The organism is Brevibacterium sanguinis (genome assembly GCF_039528855.1).
Lineage (GTDB): Bacteria > Actinomycetota > Actinomycetes > Actinomycetales > Brevibacteriaceae > Brevibacterium > Brevibacterium sanguinis.
Genome location: NZ_BAAAMB010000014.1, coordinates 78,913 through 97,913 on the forward strand (window position 1 = coordinate 78,913; position 19,001 = coordinate 97,913).

16 protein-coding genes are annotated in these 19,001 nt (G+C 69.8%); 8 read left to right on the forward strand and 8 right to left on the reverse strand.

Going from position 1 to position 19,001, the window contains the following annotated elements:
- Window positions 1-44: 44 nt before the first annotated feature.
- The 7 genes from ABD154_RS15170 to ABD154_RS15200 all read right to left on the reverse strand — a co-directional run bounded on the left by ABD154_RS15170 (window position 45) and on the right by ABD154_RS15200 (window position 7,508).
- A complete protein-coding gene (locus tag ABD154_RS15170; protein ID WP_344251582.1) occupies window positions 45-665 on the reverse strand; it encodes a response regulator in 621 nt (206 codons plus the stop codon).
- A complete protein-coding gene (locus ABD154_RS15175) occupies window positions 662-1,858 on the reverse strand; it encodes a sensor histidine kinase (RefSeq protein WP_344251583.1) in 1,197 nt (398 codons plus the stop codon). Before ABD154_RS15175 ends, ABD154_RS15170 begins: the two co-directional genes overlap by 4 nt.
- Before the next feature lie 34 nt (window positions 1,859-1,892).
- Window positions 1,893-4,202: an MMPL family transporter gene (locus tag ABD154_RS15180; RefSeq protein ID WP_344251584.1), complete on the reverse strand. Its 2,310-nt coding sequence runs from the start codon at window positions 4,200-4,202 to the stop codon at window positions 1,893-1,895.
- 96 nt (window positions 4,203-4,298) lie between these two features.
- A complete protein-coding gene (locus tag ABD154_RS15185; protein WP_344251585.1) occupies window positions 4,299-4,865 on the reverse strand; it encodes an isochorismatase family protein in 567 nt (188 codons plus the stop codon).
- Window positions 4,866-4,999: 134 nt separating this feature from the next.
- Complete coding sequence (locus ABD154_RS15190) at window positions 5,000-5,569, reverse strand: GrpB family protein (protein WP_344251586.1); 570 nt, start codon at window positions 5,567-5,569, stop codon at window positions 5,000-5,002.
- Window positions 5,566-6,063 (reverse strand): DoxX family protein, encoded by a 498-nt coding sequence (locus ABD154_RS15195; protein ID WP_344251587.1) that lies wholly within the window; start codon window positions 6,061-6,063, stop codon window positions 5,566-5,568. Before ABD154_RS15195 ends, ABD154_RS15190 begins: the two co-directional genes overlap by 4 nt.
- A gap of 86 nt (window positions 6,064-6,149) precedes the next feature.
- Window positions 6,150-7,508: a CPBP family intramembrane glutamic endopeptidase gene (locus ABD154_RS15200; RefSeq protein ID WP_344251588.1), complete on the reverse strand. Its 1,359-nt coding sequence runs from the start codon at window positions 7,506-7,508 to the stop codon at window positions 6,150-6,152.
- A 310-nt stretch (window positions 7,509-7,818) separates the two neighbouring features.
- On the opposite strand from ABD154_RS15200, the gene ABD154_RS15205 reads away from it, so the two are divergent.
- The gene (locus ABD154_RS15205; RefSeq protein ID WP_344251589.1) at window positions 7,819-9,372 is read left to right on the forward strand and encodes an APC family permease; all 1,554 of its coding nucleotides are present in this window, start codon (window positions 7,819-7,821) and stop codon (window positions 9,370-9,372) included.
- Window positions 9,373-10,175: 803 nt separating this feature from the next.
- Window positions 10,176-11,597 carry an argininosuccinate synthase gene (argG, locus tag ABD154_RS15210; protein WP_198499716.1) on the forward strand — a complete coding sequence of 474 codons (1,422 nt, stop codon included), beginning with the start codon at window positions 10,176-10,178 and terminating at the stop codon, window positions 11,595-11,597.
- Between the two features lie 195 nt (window positions 11,598-11,792).
- Here argG and ABD154_RS15215 read toward each other — a convergent pair whose 3' ends face one another.
- A complete protein-coding gene (locus ABD154_RS15215; protein WP_198499717.1) occupies window positions 11,793-12,488 on the reverse strand; it encodes an alpha/beta hydrolase in 696 nt (231 codons plus the stop codon).
- Between the two features lie 261 nt (window positions 12,489-12,749).
- On the opposite strand from ABD154_RS15215, the gene ABD154_RS15220 reads away from it, so the two are divergent.
- The 6 genes from ABD154_RS15220 (at window position 12,750) to iolB (ending at window position 19,001) form a co-directional block, all read left to right on the forward strand.
- A complete protein-coding gene (locus ABD154_RS15220; RefSeq protein ID WP_344251590.1) occupies window positions 12,750-13,925 on the forward strand; it encodes a Gfo/Idh/MocA family protein in 1,176 nt (391 codons plus the stop codon).
- Window positions 13,922-14,914, forward strand: coding sequence for a sugar phosphate isomerase/epimerase family protein (locus tag ABD154_RS15225; protein WP_211978720.1), 993 nt, complete (start codon window positions 13,922-13,924; stop codon window positions 14,912-14,914). Before ABD154_RS15220 ends, ABD154_RS15225 begins: the two co-directional genes overlap by 4 nt.
- An 82-nt stretch (window positions 14,915-14,996) precedes the next feature.
- Window positions 14,997-15,764, forward strand: a complete 768-nt coding sequence (locus ABD154_RS15230; protein WP_198499720.1) for a GntR family transcriptional regulator — start codon at window positions 14,997-14,999, stop codon at window positions 15,762-15,764.
- 326 nt (window positions 15,765-16,090) lie between these two features.
- Complete coding sequence (gene iolC, locus ABD154_RS15235; protein WP_249120999.1) at window positions 16,091-17,134, forward strand: 5-dehydro-2-deoxygluconokinase; 1,044 nt, start codon at window positions 16,091-16,093, stop codon at window positions 17,132-17,134.
- The gene (locus tag ABD154_RS15240; RefSeq protein ID WP_211978719.1) at window positions 17,134-18,045 is read left to right on the forward strand and encodes a class I fructose-bisphosphate aldolase; all 912 of its coding nucleotides are present in this window, start codon (window positions 17,134-17,136) and stop codon (window positions 18,043-18,045) included. The genes iolC and ABD154_RS15240 overlap by 1 nt, the downstream gene beginning before the upstream one ends.
- Window positions 18,042-19,001, forward strand: coding sequence for a 5-deoxy-glucuronate isomerase (iolB, locus tag ABD154_RS15245; RefSeq protein ID WP_211978718.1), 960 nt, complete (start codon window positions 18,042-18,044; stop codon window positions 18,999-19,001). The genes ABD154_RS15240 and iolB overlap by 4 nt, the downstream gene beginning before the upstream one ends.

Here is a 19,001-nt window from a genome sequence, read left to right on the forward strand (position 1 = left end):
GCAGCCCACGGCACCGGAGGGCGCTGGATCGGCTGCGCAGCGCACTAGACGAGTCCCGTGTCCTCGGCGACGCGGATCGCCCGCGCCCGCGAGTCGACGCCGAGCTTCGCGAAGACGTTGACGAGGTGGCTCTTCACGGTCGCCTCGGTGACGAAGAGCTCCTGCGCGATCTGCGCGTTCGACGCCCCCGTCGCGAGGAGCTTGACGACCTCGCGTTCGCGCCGGGTCAGCTGCGGTCCGGGATTGCGCATCTGTGCGATCGCCTTCGCACTGATCTCCGGCGGCAGGTACGTCTGCCCTCGGGCCGCCTGCTCGATCGCGACGGTGATCTGCGCCGGTTCGATGTCCTTGAGGAGGTACCCGGCGGCACCGGCGCCCAGCGCAGCGACGATCTCCGCGTCGTGGTCGAACGTCGTGAGGATGAGCACGGCCGGCGGGTGCGGCAGGGCCCGCAGCTGCGTCGTCACGGCGATCCCGTCCATGCCGTCTCCCAACCGCAGGTCGCAGACGACGACATCCGGGGCGGTGTTCGCGGCGAGGGCGAGCGCCTCGGCGCCGTCACCGGCCTCCCCGACGACCTCGATGTGCTCTGGTGCGTCGATGACCGCGCGCAGGCCGGCGCGCACGACCGGATGGTCGTCGACGAGGATCACGCGGATCGTCATCGGCTCACCCCTTTGAGCGGCACGGTCGCCGAGATCGCGAACCCGGCACCGGGACTCGTCTCGATGACGAGGTCCCCGCCGAGTTCGCGCATCCGTGCGGCGATGAAGTCGAGCCCGAACCCCGATTCCGAGCCTCGGGTGCGCGAATCACCGGCGTCGACCCCGACCCCGTCGTCGACGATGTCCATGCGGATCGTGCCCTCGGAGTCGGCGAGGCTGACATTGACCCGCGACGCCTGCGCGTGCTGACGGACGTTGGCGAGAGCAGACTGGGCGGTGCGCAGCAGCGCCACCTCCACCTCGGCGGGCAGCGCGGTGATCGTCTCGTCGACGTCGAGTCCGGTGGTCATCGCGGTCTCCTCCTCGAGCCGGGTGAGCAGGCGACGCAGCGCCGCCGGCAGGGCACCGTCCTCGAGTTCGGCCGGTGTGAGCTCGGCGATGATCCGCCGGATGTCCCGCGATCCCTCCGCCGCGAGGTCCTCGACCTGCCGCAGCACCTGCCGCGCGTGCGGATCGGTCGTCCGCTCCGCCTCGGCGTGGGCGATGAGCCGGATCGAGGAGATCTCCTGCGCCACGGTGTCGTGGACGTCGCGCGAGATCCGGGTGCGCTCCCGCAGCTCACCGGCGTGACGCTGGGTGAGGGCGAGCTCGTCCTGGAGGTCGACGAGGCTGCGGTGGGCGGCCTCGAGTGAGCGGATGAGCTCCTCCCGGCGCCGCCCCTCCCGCAGCAGTTCGATGTACCCGCGTGACAGGCCGAGGGCGAACACCGCGCCGATGAGGGAGCCGATGACGCTCGCGGTGCCCACCGTGCCGTGATGGAGCAGGGGTGCGGCGATCGTCGCGAGGTAGGTCAGTGCGGTGAAGACCACCGCGAGGCGCAGCGAGAGGAGGTGCCCGGCGAGCAGCCAGAGGAGGAAGGCGACCCAGATGAACTCGGCGGAGACGATGAGCGCGACGAGCCAGATCGCGGCGAGGACGAGCAGCCACCAGCGCGCGAGCACGACCGTCTCGGCGCGCGCCGCCCGGACCGCCCCGAGGACGTACCACGCGAGGAAGACGAGGCTGACGGCGATGACCGCGGCCGCCGGTGCCCCGACGACGGCGGCGCGGACGGCCGAGATCACGGTGAGGACGAGGGCGATCGCGTGCTGACCGATCTCCATCGTCCGCACGGTCCATCCGTGTGAGCTCACACCGCCCCCTTCCCTCTCCCCGTCAGGATAGCCGTCACCGGCCATGGACGACCTCGACCCGCGGCTCCTCGACCGCGACCGAACCCGCGCCTGACCGCGCGGGGGCCGCGGAGTCCGCGACCGCCTCGGCGCGGGCGATCCTCCGATTCGGCCACCAGATCCGACTGCCGGCCAGCCCGAAGATCGCGGGCACGATGATCGTGCGCACGAGCACGGTGTCGACGAGGACCCCGACGCCGACGATGAGCCCGAGCTGCCCGAGCACCATGAGCGGCAGCATGCCGAGGGCCGCGAAGACCCCGGCCAGGACGATGCCCGCACTCGTGATGACCCCGCCGGTGTGGGCGACGGCGTCGATGATGCCCTGGCGCGCACCGTGGACCTCGGATTCCTTCTTCGCCCGGTGGGAGAGGAAGATCGAGTAGTCGATGCCGAGGGCGACGAGGAAGAGGAACGCGAGGATCGGCACCTGTGCGTCGATCGCCGCCTGCCCGAAGATCACCCGGCTCAGGGCCGCGCCGAGACCGATCGCCGCGGCGGCCGAGGCGATGTTGACGACGAGGAGGGTGAGGGCGACGAGCGGTGCCCGGAGCACCCCGAGGAGGATGACGGCGCTGATGAGAAGAATGAGCGGGACGATCGTGCGGAAGTCCTCGGCGTTGCCGGCGCGGGCGTCGAGTTCCGTGGCGGCGGCACCGCCCACCTCGGCGTCGGCTCCGGCGATCGCGTGGACATCGGTGCGGATCGTTTCGACGAGGTAGAGTCCGGCGGGGCTGTCGGGGGCGTATTCGCCGGTGACCATGATCTTCGCCGTCGGCTCGCCGTCGATCGTCGTCTCCGCGACGGGCACGGCGCGCACGACTCCGTCGATCGCACTGACGGAGTCGACGACGTCCGCGGCTCGGTCGGCGTCGGCGACGACCCAGATCGGCTGGGACTCCCCGGGCGGGAAGTGCTCCCCCAGCACCGAGAGGCCCTGCGCCGACTCCGACTGGACCCGGAACTTCTCCTCCTGGTCGAGACCAACCGTTGTGCCGAGCAGTCCGGTCGCCATGATCGCGAGCACCGCGATGCCGACGCCGAGGTAGAGGCCTGGCCGGCGCACCACCCACGTGGCGATGCGGCGCCAGAGCGACGGGCGCGCCGAGGCGGTCGACCGGGCGGTGGCGGTCGACCGTGCGGAGTGGGGTGCGGGGTCCGTGCCGGAGGCCTCGGCGGGTGCGGAATCCGCAGCGGCCGCCTCGGTGGGGGCGGTCACGGTGGCGGCGGTCGCCTCGGTGGGTGCGGGGTGGGTGGAACTGCCGTCGACCGTGGGCACGAACGGCCAGAACACGCGTGTGCCGCAGATCGCGAGCACCGGGGGCAGGGCGATGAGCACCGCGGCTGCCGCGATGAGGAGACCGGCGGCTGCGGTGATGCCGAGCCCGCGGGTGCCGGGGATGACGGCGAAGACGAGGCATGCCAGGGAGAGGACGACGGTGAGGTTCGAGGCGAGGATCGTGCCGACGGTGTGCCGCCAGGCCGCGGCGAGCGCGACCCGGTGATCGGCCACGAGGGCGAGCTCCTCGCGGTACCGGGAGATGAGGAGGAGGGCGTAGTTGGCGCCGGCGCCGAAGACGAGGACGCTGATGATGCCGGCATCGAACTGGAGGTCGAAGGCATCGCCGAGTGCCGCGGTCACCGTCGAGGCGAGCCCGTCGGCGGTGCCGATGACGACGAGCGGAAGCAGCCAGAGGATCGGTGAGCGGTAGGTGATGATGAGGAGGAGGGCGACGATGACGACCGTGACGATGAGCAGCGTGAAGTCGGCCCCGTTGAACGCCGAGGCGATGTCCGCCCCGATCGCCGGGCCGCCGGTGACGAGGAGGGAGACACCGGCGTCCTCGAGCTGCTGGGCCCCGGCGTCGCCGGCGATCGTCTCTCGCAGTGCGTCGACGGTGTCGGCGGTCTCCGAATTCGTCAGCCCCACGGTGATCGGCACCATGAGCAGTGCCGCCTCCCCGTCGTCGCTCGTCACCGGACCGCTGACCTCGGCATCCGGTTGGCTGAGGCTGCCGCCCAGGTCCGTCAGGCCCGACTCGTCGGCTGGGCTCAGGGCCTGCCCGTCGGCGCGGGAGGCGACGACCATGACGGTCTGCTCATCGGCGTCGGGGAACTTCGCGAGGGTGTCGGCGACCTGACTCGACTCCGAATCCGGCGGGGCCGACTCCATGGGGCGGTCCTCCCCGGCCCCGGAGAGGAGCCCGAAGAGGAGGGTGACCAGGACGAGGACGGCACCGAGGACGATCCACGCGCCGCGTTTCGACACGAGCGACGTGCCGATGTTCGCAAGGGAATTCTTCATGCATCCAGCACATCAATTTCCCCGGCCGGGCACATCGGAAGAGAGTTGAGACTTCGTCTGCAACTTTCGATGGGGAGGGGAGCGTGGACCGGCGGTTCAGTCGATGGTCGCCCCGGCGGCCCTCATCTCCGCGAGTGCCGCCGCACTCGACTCGGCGCCGACGCCGGCGATGAGGTCGTCGAGCACGCGGACGCGCAGTCCCGCGGCGAGTCCGTCGAGGACCGTGGCCCGCACGCAGTGATCGGTGGCGATGCCGACGACGTCGACCTCGGCGACAGCGAGGCGGGTGAGAAGCTCGCCGAGGCTGTCCCCGGTCTCCGTCGTCCCCTCGAACGCGGAATAGGCGGGCACACCCTGGCCTTTGCGAATGGAGTGCGTGACCGCGCTCGTGTCGAGGAGGGGATCGAACTCGGCACCCTCGGTGCCAGCCACGCAGTGGACGGGCCACGAGTCGACGAAGTCGGGGGCGGCGGCGAAGTGGCCGCCGTTGTCGCCGGCGCCGTCATGCCAGTCCCGGGAGGCGACGACGGCGTCGTAGTCGCCGGCGTGCTCGCCGAGGTAGTCGGAGATTCCGGACGCGACGGCATCCCCGCCGGTCACCGCGAGCGCTCCGCCCTCGGTGAAGTCGTTCTGCACGTCGACGATGAGAAGTGCCTTCGCCATGTTTCGAGCATAGGCGCTCTGCGTGAGAATGCCAGGGGTGTGCCGCGAGTGCGAGGCTCAGGTGAGGCCGGCGGCGGCGAACGCTCGGGCGTAGATGTCGCGGATGACCGCCTGCTTGCGGGCGTTGTAGTCCATCATCGTCTCCCCTGCCGCGTTCGCCTGTTCGGCGGCACCGCGTTTGGCCTCGGCATAGCGCTGCGGTCGGCGGCATCGCAGGTGAGGTGGTCGCGGAAGATCCGGTGCCGGGCGAACTCGGGGCAGTGCGGCCCGAAGACGTGGAGGTTCGAGTGCGGCAGACGCGGTGTGCCATCAGCGTCCTGGTGACGGAAGGCCCGGTGCTCGTACCATCCGGGCTCGCGGACGACGAGGTCGTAGCCGACGGCGGAAAGCGCCGGGCGGTAGGCGTCCTCGTCGCTCGGGTCGGCGACGAGGATGTCGATGTCGATGACCGGTTTGGCGGCGAGCCCCGGCACCGAGGTCGACCCGACGTGCTGGAGCGCGAGCACCGTCTCCCCGAGGGCCTCCCGGATCATCGCCGCCAGACGCTCGAAGTCGTCCGCCCAGGTCTCGTCGTGGTCGACGACAGCGATGTCGGTCCGCTGACTCGGCTTCATCCACAGCTGCGGGTCGTCGATGTCTTTGAAGGTGACGACCGCAGCGGGTGGGACGAAGGTGGGATCAGAGCTGGTCGGCTCCGCGGTCATTTCTGCTTCAGTACCTCTTTGGCCTCGCGGTAGCCGCGCTTCTCGCCCTTGCGACCGGCCTTGTCGGCGGCCTTCTCGATCGCCTTGTGCGGATCGTCGGCGCCGGCGATGAGCATGAGCCCGCCGAGGGCGGCGAGGTTCTTCGCGAACTGCATCTTCTGGGCGGTCGCCTGGGGCTCGTCCTCATCCCAGAAGGCGTGACCGGCGATCGTCGTGGGGATGAGGGAGCCGGCGAGGGCGAGCGCGGACAGGCGCGGCTTGATGCCGAGCAGCAGCGTCGTGCCGGCGGCGAGCTGGATGCCGCCGTTGATCCGCACGAGGAGTTCGTTGTCGTCGGGCAGGGCGGGGACGTACTCGCGGATCCTATCGAGCGTCGGCGCCGCCATCTCGACCCGACCTCCCGGGTTCGTCAGCGCGGAGTATCCGCCGATGATGAAGATCGGTGCGGTCGCCATGCGTCCCACGGTGCGCAGCAGCGATGATCCAAGTGCCATGGGCTTCTCCCTCTCGTCAGCGGTGATCGGATTCCGAGCCTATAGGAACCCCGGCCCCCGCTCAACGGTGACCGCACCTGGGAGCGTCAGGGGTCGACCACCTCGGCGACCTGGGGCTTCACGGGATCATTCCGGCGAGGCGACTTGATGCCGGGGAACCGCGACTCACGGAACTGCCCGGTGGCGAGGAGGACGATGATGATGACGGCGATGACGATCCACCCGGCGACCCCGAGGGTCGTGACGAGCGCCGGGTCGGGGGTCGGTGAGTTCGCGTCGATGACGAGACCCAGCAGCATCCCCGCCGAGGCATTGAGGGCGGCGTGGGCGGCGACCGCGGGCCACACGGATCCGGTGCGCAGTCGCAGCCAGCCGAGCAGGATGCCGACCATGACGCACCCGACGACCATGAGTCCGAGGCCGAGGAGGTCGGGGCGGGCGAAGTTGTAGCCGAGGAGGATGAGCGGGGCGTGCCACAGCCCCCACACGACGCCGATGATGATCAGCGCCGGCCAGGTGCCGAGCGGGCGGAGGCTGGTGATGAGCCAGCCGCGCCAGCCGACCTCCTCCCCGAAGGCGAAGAGTGCGGTCTCGCCGGTCTTGACGACGATGATGAGGAGGTAGACGGCCACGGACACGGCGATCGGCAGCGTGCTGATCCCCGGGATCTCCTGCTGTGCCAGCCGGTAGCCCGAGAGCCCGAACAGGTCGATGTCCATCCAGCCGAACGCCGCGGCGATGAGGTAGCCGGCCATGACGATCGCGTAGATGCCGAGCACGGCGAGACCGCTCATGCCGAGCACCCGACCGACCGGGTAGAGCGGCCAGAGACCGAGGCAGCGCGGGACGCTCGCGAGGCGGCCGGCTCCGGGTGCGGGGGTGTCGGGGTCCGCGGCTTCGGGGTCCGTTCCGGCGGGGTACGTTCCGGCGGGTGCCTCGGGGTGTGCGCCGGGCGCGGGATGGAGTTCGGCGTTGGGATTGAGTTCGGACTTGGGTTTGAGTTCGGTCTTGGGGCGAACCCGGGCCTTGGGGCGATCTCGGCGTTGGACGATCAGCGCGGCGATAGTGGCGAGCAGCGGCGTGAACATCATCGCCATCCCACACAGCTGCACAAGGACGGGATCGCTCAGCCCCTTGCCGGAGACCCACAGCGGCAGGCAGACCACCCAGGCCAGACTGCCCGCGACGAGGATGAAGACTCCGACGGCCGGCCACGGGACGCGTTGCGGCACGATGTCGAGCGGACGCCCCTTCTCGTCGAGCCGGCGCCCATCGTCATGCGGGTGTGCATGGTCGTACGGGTGTCCATCGTCGTGTGCGGGCCCGTTCTCGTCCGTGGGCCCGTTTTCGCCCGGTGTCGTGGCCTCGGACGTCGATGACTCGTGATGCTCGATCGCTCGACCCATGATCTCCTCCGCTCCGGTGCTCTGGGTGCCGGCGCTCATCGCTCCGGTTCTCTCCGGTGCTCTCCGTGCCGTGCCGGCACTCTGCGTGTTCGTCCCTCCAATGTACGACCGCCCGGACCGCCGGGCCTCCCGCGCGCGGATGATCTCCTCCTCCGTCACGCGGCCGAGCCGCCTCCCCGCCGTGGGGCCGACGCGCCTCCCGATCCCGGGACCGACCCGCCTCCCCACCCCGGGGGCGACTGCCTCTCCAATCCGCGGCCGACACGTCAGCCCTACCGGTTCGGCTTCGTCCCTGGTCAGCTACGATGAGCTGGTTGAATCACCGTCGATTCGTGCAAAGGTGCACCCCATGTCCGATAGTCCCCAGCAATCCGCCCAACCCGGCCCTGCCGACGGCCCCGGCACCCCTGCCTCGGCGAGCCCCGGCCGACACCTCTCCGATGGCGACCATCTCTCCGTCCTCGGCTACAGCGATTCCTTCGACCGGTCGATGAGCCTGTGGGCGAACTTCGCCCTCGGATTCACGTACCTCTCGCCGCTCGTCGGCGTCTACTCGCTGCTCGCCGTCGCCCTGGCCGCCGGCGGTCCGCCCTCGATCTGGTGGATCGTCATCGTCGCCGCCGGTCAGCTCCTCGTCGCCCTCGTCTTCGGCGAGGTCGTCTCCCAGTTCCCCATCGCCGGCGGCATCTACCCGTGGACTCGCCGGCTCTGGGGCAAGCGGTACGCATGGATGGCCGCATGGGTCTACATCTGCGCGATGATCGTGACGATCACCTCGGTGGCGGAGTTCGGGGCGGGCTTCGTCGCGAGCCTCTTCGGCCTCGAACTCACCCGCAACGTCACCCTCATCCTCGCTCTCGTGCTCCTCGTCCTCGCCCTGGCCATCAACTTCAGCGGCACGAAATGGCTCGCCCGGATCGCCCGCATCGGCCTCTTCGCCGAGCTCATCGGCGTCATCGGGCTCGGCCTCTTCCTCCTCATCTTCGAGCGCAAGCACCCGTTCTCCGTGTTCTTCGACGCGATGGGAGTCGCCGGTGAGGGCAGCTATCTCGCCGCCTTCATGGGTGCGGCCGTCGCCGGCCTCTTCCTCTTCTACGGCTTCGAGGCGTGCGCCGACGTCGCCGAGGAGGTCTCGGACCCCGCCCGCCGGATCCCCAAGGCGATGATCATGACGATCATCGTCGGCGCGGTCTCGGCGCTCTTCTCCTTCGGCGGCTATGTCCTCGCCGCCCCGAACCTCGACGCGATCGTCGCCGGCGAGGTCGCCGACCCGATCCCCTCGATCCTCGAGGGCAGCCTCGGACCGGTCGGCGCGAAGCTCTTCCTCCTCATCGCGATCCTCGCGTTCATCTCCTGCGTGCTCAGCCTCCAGGCCGCAGCCTCGCGCCTCATCTTCAGCTTCGCCCGTGACGGGATGATGCCCGGCCACCGGTGGCTCTCGAAGGTCACCGAGGGCACGAAGGTCCCCCGCAACGCCCTCATCGTCGCGTGCACCGCGCCGGCGCTGATCTGCGTGCTCATCTGGTTCAACGACGGCATCCTCGTCGCCGTCACCTCGTTCGCGATCCTCGGCATCTACCTCGCGTTCCAGATGGTCGTCCTCGCCTCCCTGCGGCAGCGAGCCAAGGGGTGGAAGCCGGCCGGACCGTGGTCGCTGGGGGCGTGGGGCGCCGTCGTCAACGTCGCCGCCCTCGCGTACGGCATCTTCGCGATGATCCTCCTCGCGATGCCTGGCGATACGGGCGCGTTCTTCTCCGACTACATCGTCCTCATCGGGCTCGTCGTCGTCCTCGCCGCCGGTTTCCTCTACCTGTTCATCGCGCGTCCGGACCGGAAGTCCGATGCGCCGCAGGACGATGCCATCGCCGTCGCCGAGGCGATCCGCTCCCACCAGCGTCCCTGACCCGGCCGCGCGGAGCCTCGGCGGCGAGAAGTGCGAGCGTGCGCGAAACGCACTCCTGCAGGCGCGAAGTGGAGCGGCCTGCGAAACGCACTTCCGCGGGCGAGAAGTCGAACGGGCGGCGTCAATGTGGGCCAAAAGTGAAATTGCCCCACACCTAGACGCCGGCGAAAGTACTTTTCGCCGACACGAGGAGTGTGTCGCCCGCGCTGCACCGGCCGGAAGGGCGCCGCGCGGAACCTCGGCGGCGAAAAGTGCGGGTGTGTGCGAAACGCACTCCTGCGGGCAAGAAGTCAAACGGCCGGCGACACGAACTTCCGCGGGCAAGAAGTTGAGCCGCCAGCGACAGTGCGGGCCAAAAGTCGAATTGCCCCACAACTAGTCGCCGGCGAAACTACTTTTCGCCGACACGTAGGGCGTGTCGCCCCGCGGTGCACCAGTCGGAGGGGCATCGCAAGCCGTCGCGGCGGCGAAAAGTACGGGTGTGTGCGAAACGTACTTCCGCGGGCAAGAAGACGAACAACCAGCGACATCGCGGGCCAAAAGTGAAATTGCCCCACAACTAGACGCCGGCGAGAGTACTTTTGGCCGACACGAGGGGTGTGTCGCGCCCACCAGCACCGATCGGACGGGTGTCGCACGGCACGGCGTCGGGTTGCACGGCGCCCCGCCCCGACCGCCCTGTGGGGCGAAACGGCAGGCCACGGGCAGCGGAACGGCGGGCCGCCTCGGCGCTGGCACATAAAAATACATAGCTCTGCATAACAATTCGACACGGACGGCGTCGGAGAGATACAGTGATGACCATGTCGAAAGTTCTCTCAACTCTGCCCGTCGGCGAATACGTCGGCATCGCCTTCTCCGGTGGCCTGGACACCTCGTGCGCGGTCGCCTGGATGCGCGACAAGGGCGCGATCCCGTGCACGTACACCGCGGACATCGGCCAGTACGACGAGCCCGACCTCGACGGCGTGACCGCGCGGGCGAAGGAGTACGGGGCGGAGATCGCACGCTTCGTCGACGCCAAGCGCCTCCTCGTCGAAGAGGGCTTCGTCGCCCTCCAGTGCGGTGCGTTCAACGTCCGCTCGGGCGGGAAGACCTACTTCAACACGACGCCGCTGGGGCGGGCCGTGACCGGCACGATGCTCGTGCGCGCCATGAAGGAGGACGGTGTCGACATCTGGGGCGACGGCTCGACCTACAAGGGCAACGACATCGAGCGGTTCTACCGCTACGGCCTCATGGCCAACCCGAAGCTGCGCATCTACAAGCCGTGGCTCGACTCGACGTTCGTCGAGGAGCTCGGCGGGCGGCAGGAGATGAGCGAATGGCTCGTCGCCCACGGCTACCCGTACCGCGACTCCGCGGAGAAGGCATATTCGACGGACGCGAACATCTGGGGCGCGACGCATGAGGCGAAGAGCCTCGAGTTCCTCGACAACGGACTCGACATCGTCGAACCGATCATGGGCGTCGCCGCCTGGCGCGACGACGTCGAGGTCGAGACCGAAGAGGTCTCCGTCCGCTTCGAAGCCGGACGGCCCGTGGCGATCAACGGCGAAGTCTTCGACGACCCGGTCGCCCTGGTCTACAAGGCCAACGAGATCGGCGGCCGGCACGGCCTCGGCGTCTCCGATCAGATCGAGAACCGGATCATCGAGGCGAAGTCACGCGGCATCTACGAAGCCCCGGGCATGGCGCTGCTCCACATCACGTACGAGCGCCTGCTCAACGCGATCCACAACGAGGACACCATCGCCCTCTACCACGAAGAGGGACGCCGTCTCGGCCGCCGGATGTACGAGGGCCGGTGGCTCGACCCGCAGTCGCTCATGCTCCGCGAGTCCATGCAGCGGTGGGTCGCCTCGGCGATCACCGGTGAGGTCACCCTGCGCCTGCGCCGCGGTGACGACTACACGATCGTCAACACCGAGGGCCCCAACCTGTCCTACCACCCGGAGAAGCTGTCGATGGAGCGCGTCGGCGACGCCGCGTTCGGCCCCGAGGACCGGATCGGGCAGATGACGATGCGCAACCTCGACATCGCCGACTCCCGTGCCCGCCTCGAGCAGTACGCGGCGATGGGCATCGTCTCCGGCCCGACCTCGGAGCTCGTCGGCTCGCTCGAAGCCGGAGGCGCCGAGGAGATCGCAAGCTCCCCGGTCGACGTCGATGCCGCGACCGACCGTTCAGGTCTCTCCGCCGCGTTCGACGCCGGCACGGACTGAGGTCACCACGGACTGAGGTCACCGGGCGAGGGCGCCCACACTGACACAGCGACGCCCCCGAGTCGGATCCGACTCGACATCATGACGATTCTCGAGCTCGATTCCCCTCGGGGGCGTCGTGTCAGGCGGCAGATCCCCGCATGCAGGCCGCCGACCTCAGCCGATCACCCGGCGCCAGCGGTGTCTGGAGCGGCCTCACGCCATCATCGTCGTCGCGGCCTCGTCGATGAGGTCGGCGACGGCCTTCGGCTGCGAGGCGAGCGAGGCGTGACTGGCGTCGAGGTCGATCGTCTTCTGCGGCTGCATCCGCTCGGCCATCCGGCGCTCGTTGTCCGGGGCGATCATCCGGTCCTGCGTCGAGACCTGGTACCACGTCGGCTTCGCCTTCCACGCCGGAGCCGTGATCATGTCCTCGAACGTCGAGCCCAGCGGCGCCTTCTGCGTCACCGCCATGACGAGGGCCTGCTCGTCGCCGAGGTCCTGGCAGAAGTTCTCGTGGTACTTGTCCTGGGCGATCCAGAGGTAGCCGTCGGAATCAGGCGCGATGCTCGCGGCACCCTCGGGCGGCATCTCCTGGGTGATCCCGCCGGGGCTCTCCCCGGCGTCGGGGGCGAACGCCGCGATGTAGACGAGGCCGAGGACGTTCGGCTGGTCGCCCATCTCGGTGATGACGGCACCGCCGTAGGAGTGGCCGACGAGGATGACCGGGCCGTCGATCTGGGCGACCATCTTGCGCGTGCGCTCGGCATCGTCGCCGAGCGAGGTGAGGGGGTTCTCGACCGCGTGGAGGTCGGTGTAGCCCATCTTGCTCAGCTCGACGATGACATCGGCCCAGTGGGCGGCACCTCCCCAGAATCCGTGGACCAGGACGACAGCAGGCTTCTCTGACATGTGTACTCCTCGGTTCGGGATAGGCGCTGCTGATCAGCGTCTTCCCACCATTGACGGGACGTGCCGGGCCGACGGCCCACTGTGAGAATACAACGGGACTTGATGCTGTTACCGGGGAGTCTCCTGGGAACCCGAGGCCCGATCGCGTCTCAATCGACCCTCGATTAAATGTCTGGACAAATTAACCGTCCGAAACTCTTTTGACCGGACAAATATCTCGCTATGGTGGAGGTGCCCACCTCGATCTTCGAAGGAGAAGTCATGGTCAACACTCTCGGCGTCGCCGTCATCGGCGCAGGCATGGCCGGTCGCGCACACGCCGCCGCCTGGCGCGCAGCCCCCAGCGAATCCACTCCCCCGGTCCGGCTCGTCCCCGTGTGCGACATGGTCCCCGAGGTCGCCGAGGCGGCCGCCGCCCACTTCGGCTACGAGCGCTACGACACCGATTGGCGCACCATCGTCGACGCCGAGGACATCGACATCGTCAGCGTCGTCGTCGCGAACTCCCTCCACCGCGAGCTCGTCGAGGCCCTGCTCGCCGCCGGCAAGAACGTCCTGTGCGAGAAGCCGCTGACCGACACCATCCCCGACGCCGAGGCGATGGTCGCCGCGGCCGAGGCCGCACCGACGATTGCGCGACTCGGCTTCACCTTCCGCCGCGCACCCGGGATCGCCGCGATCGCCGAACTCGTCGCCGACGGCACCCTGGGCCCCGTCCACCACATCGACGCCCACTATTGGACCGACTACGCGTGCTCACCGCTGGCCCCGATGAGCTGGCGCTACACCGGCGACATGGGCACCGGGGCCCTTGCCGACCTCGGCAGCCACCTCACCGACACCGTCGAATTCATCGCCGGCCCGATCCTCGCGGTCTCCGGCGGCCGGTTCCACACCGCGATCACCGAACGCCCGCTGCCGCTCGGTCACGTCATCGGCCACGACCACGTCGAGGTCAGCGATGAGTACGAGCCGGTGACCAACGACGACTACGCCGGCTTCGGCGTCGAATTCCCCACCGGATCGGGCACGATCCAGGTCTCGCGCATCTCGGCCGGCCACCCGAACACGCTGGCCGTCGAGGTCTTCTGCGAGAACGGCTCGGCCCGCTTCGACATGCGCTCGCCCGGCTCGATCGACCTCGGCACGACGAGCGGCGACCCGCTGCGCGACGGGCTGACGACGGTCCAGCTCGGCCCCGCCCACCCCTACATCGCCGATGGCCTGCCGATGGCGGCCCCCGGCATCGGCATCGGCCAGAACGACGGCTTCGTCTTCCAGGCCCGCTCCTTCCTCCAGGAGGTCGGCGGTCGCCCCGCCGCCGACTCCCTCCCCCGCTGCGCGTCCTTCGGCGAGGGCCTTCACGCCCTGGCGGTGCGCGACGCCGTCATCGCCTCGGCGGCACACGCCGGTGCCCGCGAGGAGGTGACGGCGTGAAGTTCGGCGTCTACACGGCGATCCTCCACGATCGCCCGCTGCCCGAGGCGCTCGCCGTGATCCGCGACCTCGGCCTCGACGCGGCGGAGATCAACGTCGGCGGCTTCCTCCCACCCGTCCACATGCCGACGATCGATGAGATCCTGACCTCCGACACCGCCCGCGACGACTACCTCGGCCTCTTCGCCGAGGCGGGCGTCGAACTCGCGGGCCTCAACGCCAACGGCAATCCCCTCCACCCGGATCCGCGCATCGGCCCGCCCACTCTCGCCGACATCGACCGCGCGATCCGCGTCGCGCACCGACTCGGCCAGACCCGGGTCGTGACGATGTCCGGTCTTCCCGGGGCCGGCGCCGAGGCGGCCGTTCCCACCTGGATCGTCAATCCCTGGGAGTCCTCCCTCCTCGACATCCTCGACGACCAGTGGGCCCGCGCGGTCCCCGTGTGGCGCGACCTCGACCGACTCGCCGCCGACCACGGGGTGAGGATCGCCATCGAGATGCACCCGCACAACCTCGTCTTCAATCCCGCGACCCTCGAACGCCTCATCGATGCCGCGGACGCGGAGAGCATCGGCGCGGAGATGGACCCCTCCCACCTCTTCTGGCAGGGGATCGATCCGATCGCCGCGATCGACCACCTCGGCGAGCGGGTCTATCATGCCGCCGCCAAGGACGTGCGGATCAATCCGGCCGCCGCGATCCACGGCGTCCTCGATGACCGCCACACCCGCTTCACCGGCGACCGGATCACGCGGATCCGCGGGGATGCGGCGATCAGCCGGTGGCCTGCGGAGTCGGCGTGGGATTTCGTCGCCCTCGGCCGCGGCCACGACCAGGCGTTCTGGGACCGGTTCGTCGCGGCCCTCCACGCCGTCGACCCGGACATGGCCGTCCACATCGAACACGAGGACGAGGATCTCGGCCGGATCGAAGGACTCGAAACCGCCGCCGAGGTGCTCCTCACCGCCCGTGGTCACGTGGCGTGAGAACGTCGGAAGGTCCAGTGCGCCGAGGCGGTCGGGCGGGCGTCCGCGCCCGGTAAGCTCGGGGAGAGAACAAGGAGAGAACATGGCGCGTGCACCCGAGATCGAGCTCACCGAGGAGTTCTTCGGTCCCCTCGACCGCGCGAGCGGTGCGACGCCTCTCTACGTCCAGATCGCCCGCCGGCTCGAAGCCGCGATCGCCGCGGGCGATCTCGCCGCCGGCACGAGGCTGGAGAACGAGGTGTCGATGGCCAAGCGCCTCGGCCTGTCCCGGCCGACGATCCGCCAGGCGATCCAGGACCTCGTCGACAAGGGGATGCTCGTGCGCCGCCGCGGCGTCGGCACGCAGGTGCTCCAGCGACCCGTCGCCCGGGCCGTCGATCTCACGAGCCTCAACGAGGACCTCGAGAAGTCGGGCAACAAGCCGGCGACGACGGTGCTCTCCCACCAGGTCATGGCCGCTGACCGCGACACCGCCGACCACCTCGGCGTCGCCGAGGGAGCACCGACGCTGCATCTGCGCCGACTGCGGCTCATCGGGGCGACTCCGCTCGCCCTCCTTCACAACATCCTGCCGGAGCCGTTCACCGACATCACGGCGGGCGAACTCGTCACTACCGGGCTCTACGAGACGCTGCGGGCGCGCGGGGTCGTCTTCTCCGTCGCCCACCAGCGCATCGGCGCACGCGCTGCCGCCTCCGACGAAGCCGATCTCCTCGACACCCCCGCCGAGGCACCGCTGCTGACGATGCAGCGGACCGCACTCGACAACTCCGGCGCGATCGTCGAATGGGGAGACCACTGCTACCGGCCCGATCTCTACTCGTTCGAGACGACCCTCGTCGCCCGGTGACGCGCGGGCGCAGCGATCGGCGGGGTGACCCCGCGGGCAGCTGCGCCGGATCGCCGACTCCGTCGTCGCCCCAGCGATCTGCCACGCCGGGTTCTGGCATGCAGCGATCTGCCCCGCCGGGCCCTCGGCGCGCCGGCCAGATACGCGCCCCCATCCTCAGCATCGCCGAGACGATCCCCGAGACGAAAAAAGGGGGTGACGCAGGCCTCCAAGAGTGATATTGTCATGACAAATAGTTTGTCCTGACAAAGATTGAGCATCCGCTCGGACTGCGTCAGACCACGGACTCACGGCAACGCCGCCGCACGGAAGGAACGGAAACGCCCATGCCCCAGGCACCCTCCTCGGAGCCGCAGACCACCACCGGCTCGACTGCGCCCTTCGACCTCGTCAGCATGGGTCGGATCGGCGTCGACATCTACCCGCTCCAGGACGGTGTCGGCCTCGCCGAGGTTGCGACCTTCGGCAAATACCTCGGCGGTTCGGCCTCGAACGTCGCCGTCGCCGCGGCACGGTACGGGCTCGACTCGGCCGTCATCACCGCGACCGGCGACGATCCCTTCGGGCGCTACCTCAAGGCAGAGCTCACCCGCCTCGGCGTCGACAACCGCTTCGTCGGCACCGATTCCGAGCACAACACGCCGGTGACGTTCTGCGAGATCTTTCCGCCCGATGACTTCCCGCTCTACTTCTACCGCGATCCGATCGCCCCCGACCTCACGATCACTGAGGCCGACCTCGACCTCGCGGCGATCGCGCAGGCGCGGATCTTCTGGGCCACCGTCACCGGGCTGAGCCGCGAACCGAGCCGGACGGCCCACCACGCCGCGTGGCGGGCGCGGGGCCGCGCCGAGCACACGATCCTCGACCTCGACTACCGCCCGATGTTCTGGTCCGATCCGGCCACCGCCACCGCCGAGGTGGGCCGTGCCCTCGAGCATGTCACCGTGGCCGTGGGCAACCGCGAGGAGTGCGAGATCGCCGTCGGCGAGACCGACCCCGACCGTGCCGCCGACGCCCTGCTGGAACGCGGCATCGAACTCGCGATCGTCAAGCAGGGACCCAAGGGGGTGCTCGCGAAGACCGCGACCGAGCGCGTCGAAGTCCCGCCCTACCCCGTCGACGTCGTCAACGGCCTCGGCGCCGGCGACGGCTTCGGCGGTGCGCTGTGTTTCGGGCTGCTCGCCGGCTGGGACCTCGACTACCTCCTGCGCTTCGCCAACGTCGCCGGCGCCATCGTCGCGACCCGCCGCGAATGCTCGACCGCCATGCCCACGACCGCCGAGGTCACCGACGTCGTCGGAACCACCCCGACCGCCTCGGCGAATGACACCACGACCCCCGCCGCCGCGACATCGAAGGACCGCTGATGCCGACCTCCACCCTCTCCCCCGCCGCGCTCGCCCGCCTCCGCGATGCCCGCTTCGACGACCCGGGCGCGATCTCCGCCGCCTGGTCGGCCCGGACGCGGCGTTCGATCGGCGGCAGCGACTCCCGCCTCTTCATCGTCGCCGCCGACCATCCCGCCCGCGGCGCGAACAAGGTCGGCGACGACCCGCTCGCGATGGCCGACCGCGCAGACCTCCTCGAGCGGCTCGCGACCGCACTGGCCCGCCCCGGCGTCGACGGAGTCCTCGCCACCCCCGACATCCTCGACGACCTCGCGTTCCTCGGCTGCCTCGAGAACCGGCTCGCCGTCGGCTCGATGAACCGCGGCGGGCTCGCCGGCTCCGGTTTCGAGATCGACGACCGCTTCACCGGCCACACCGCCGCCGGCATGGCCCGCGACGGCATCGACCTCGCGAAGACCCTCCTGCGCATCAGCCTCGGCGACCCGGCGACCGCCTCGGCGCTCGAGGCCAACGCCCACGCCATCAACGCGTGCGCCGAGCACGACATCCCCGTCATGCTCGAGCCCTTCCTCAGCGAATGGGTCGACGGGAAGGTCCGCAACCTCCTCACCCCCGAGGCCGTCATCACCTCGATCGGCATCGCCCAGGGACTCGGCACCACCTCGGCGCACACGTGGCTGAAGATCCCCGTCGTCGACGACATGGAGCGCGTCCTCGCCGCGACGACCCTGCCGACCCTCCTCCTCGGCGGCGAGCGCTCGAACGACCCGGAGGCGACGTTCCGCAGCTGGGAGGCAGCGCTGGCACTGCCGGGAGTGCGCGGTCTCGTCATCGGCCGCTCGATCGTCTACCCCGCCGACGGCGACGTCGCCGGGGCCGTCGACCGCGCCGCCGCGCTCGTCCACGGATCCGAGAGGGCCACAGCATGACCAACGAATGGTTCCACCCCCGCGGAACGCTCGCCCGTGACGGCTTCGAATCGAACGTCGACGCGACGTTCGAGGGCTGGGCGCACACGGGGCTGAAGATCGCCGACCTCGGCGGTCCGGTCCCCACGGAGACTGACGGCAGCGGGGACCGCGACGGCAGCATCGATCTGCCCGCCGAGGCGGTCGAACGGGTCATCGTTCCGCTGAGCGGGGAGGCGTTCACCGTCGACTACGCCCTGGCCGACGGCACGACCGGAACGCAGGCGCTGACCGGCCGGCCCTCGGTCTTCCACGGTCCCGCGGACTGCCTCTACCTGCCCACGGGCGCCTCGGCGAGCCTGCGCGGGGTCGGTCGCCTTGCGGTCTGCGAGGCCCCGACGACGGAGACCCGCCCGGTCCAGTTCCTCACCGCCGCCGAAGTCCCCGTCGAACTCCGCGGTGCGGGCCGCTCGAGCCGCCAGGTCCACAACTTCGCGACCCCCGCGGGACTCGACTGCGTGAAGATCATCGCGTGCGAGGTCATCACGCCCGCGGAGAACTGGTCGTCCTTCCCGCCCCACAAGCACGACGAGGCGATCGCCGGAGAGGAGTCCCGCCTCGAGGAGATCTACTACTTCGAGACGGCCGTCTCCCGCGGTGTCGACGCCCCCGCGTCCGCCGACCCGTTCGCCCTCTTCACGACGTATTCGTCCCCGGCCGGGGAGATCGAGACCTCGGCGATCGTGCGCACCGGCGACGTCGCCCTCGTCCCCTTCGGCTATCACGGGCCGCTCGCGGCCGCCCCGGGCTATGACAACTACTACCTCAACGTCATGGCCGGCCCCGACCCCGAGCGCGTGTGGCTCATCTCCGATGATCCGGCGCACGGCTGGGTGCGGGAGCAGTGGGAGGGCCAGGAGTTCGACGACCGGCTGCCCTACGGGCGTGAGACTGCAGATGCGACGGAGGAGAACTGA

Coding starts and splice junctions, on each gene's coding strand:
- ABD154_RS15230 (WP_198499720.1), top strand. CDS start 14,997: ATGGCGCGTGCACCCGAGATCGAGCTCACCGAGGAGTTCTTCGGTCCC.
- argG (WP_198499716.1), top strand. CDS start 10,176: ATGTCGAAAGTTCTCTCAACTCTGCCCGTCGGCGAATACGTCGGCATC.
- ABD154_RS15170 (WP_344251582.1), bottom strand. CDS start 665: ATGACGATCCGCGTGATCCTCGTCGACGACCATCCGGTCGTGCGCGCC.
- ABD154_RS15195 (WP_344251587.1), bottom strand. CDS start 6,063: ATGGCACTTGGATCATCGCTGCTGCGCACCGTGGGACGCATGGCGACC.
- ABD154_RS15205 (WP_344251589.1), top strand. CDS start 7,819: ATGTCCGATAGTCCCCAGCAATCCGCCCAACCCGGCCCTGCCGACGGC.
- ABD154_RS15215 (WP_198499717.1), bottom strand. CDS start 12,488: ATGTCAGAGAAGCCTGCTGTCGTCCTGGTCCACGGATTCTGGGGAGGT.
- ABD154_RS15190 (WP_344251586.1), bottom strand. CDS start 5,569: ATGACCGCGGAGCCGACCAGCTCTGATCCCACCTTCGTCCCACCCGCT.
- ABD154_RS15185 (WP_344251585.1), bottom strand. CDS start 4,865: ATGGCGAAGGCACTTCTCATCGTCGACGTGCAGAACGACTTCACCGAG.
- ABD154_RS15200 (WP_344251588.1), bottom strand. CDS start 7,508: ATGAGCGCCGGCACCCAGAGCACCGGAGCGGAGGAGATCATGGGTCGA.
- ABD154_RS15220 (WP_344251590.1), top strand. CDS start 12,750: ATGGTCAACACTCTCGGCGTCGCCGTCATCGGCGCAGGCATGGCCGGT.
- iolB (WP_211978718.1), top strand. CDS start 18,042: ATGACCAACGAATGGTTCCACCCCCGCGGAACGCTCGCCCGTGACGGC.
- ABD154_RS15180 (WP_344251584.1), bottom strand. CDS start 4,202: ATGAAGAATTCCCTTGCGAACATCGGCACGTCGCTCGTGTCGAAACGC.
- ABD154_RS15240 (WP_211978719.1), top strand. CDS start 17,134: ATGCCGACCTCCACCCTCTCCCCCGCCGCGCTCGCCCGCCTCCGCGAT.
- iolC (WP_249120999.1), top strand. CDS start 16,091: ATGCCCCAGGCACCCTCCTCGGAGCCGCAGACCACCACCGGCTCGACT.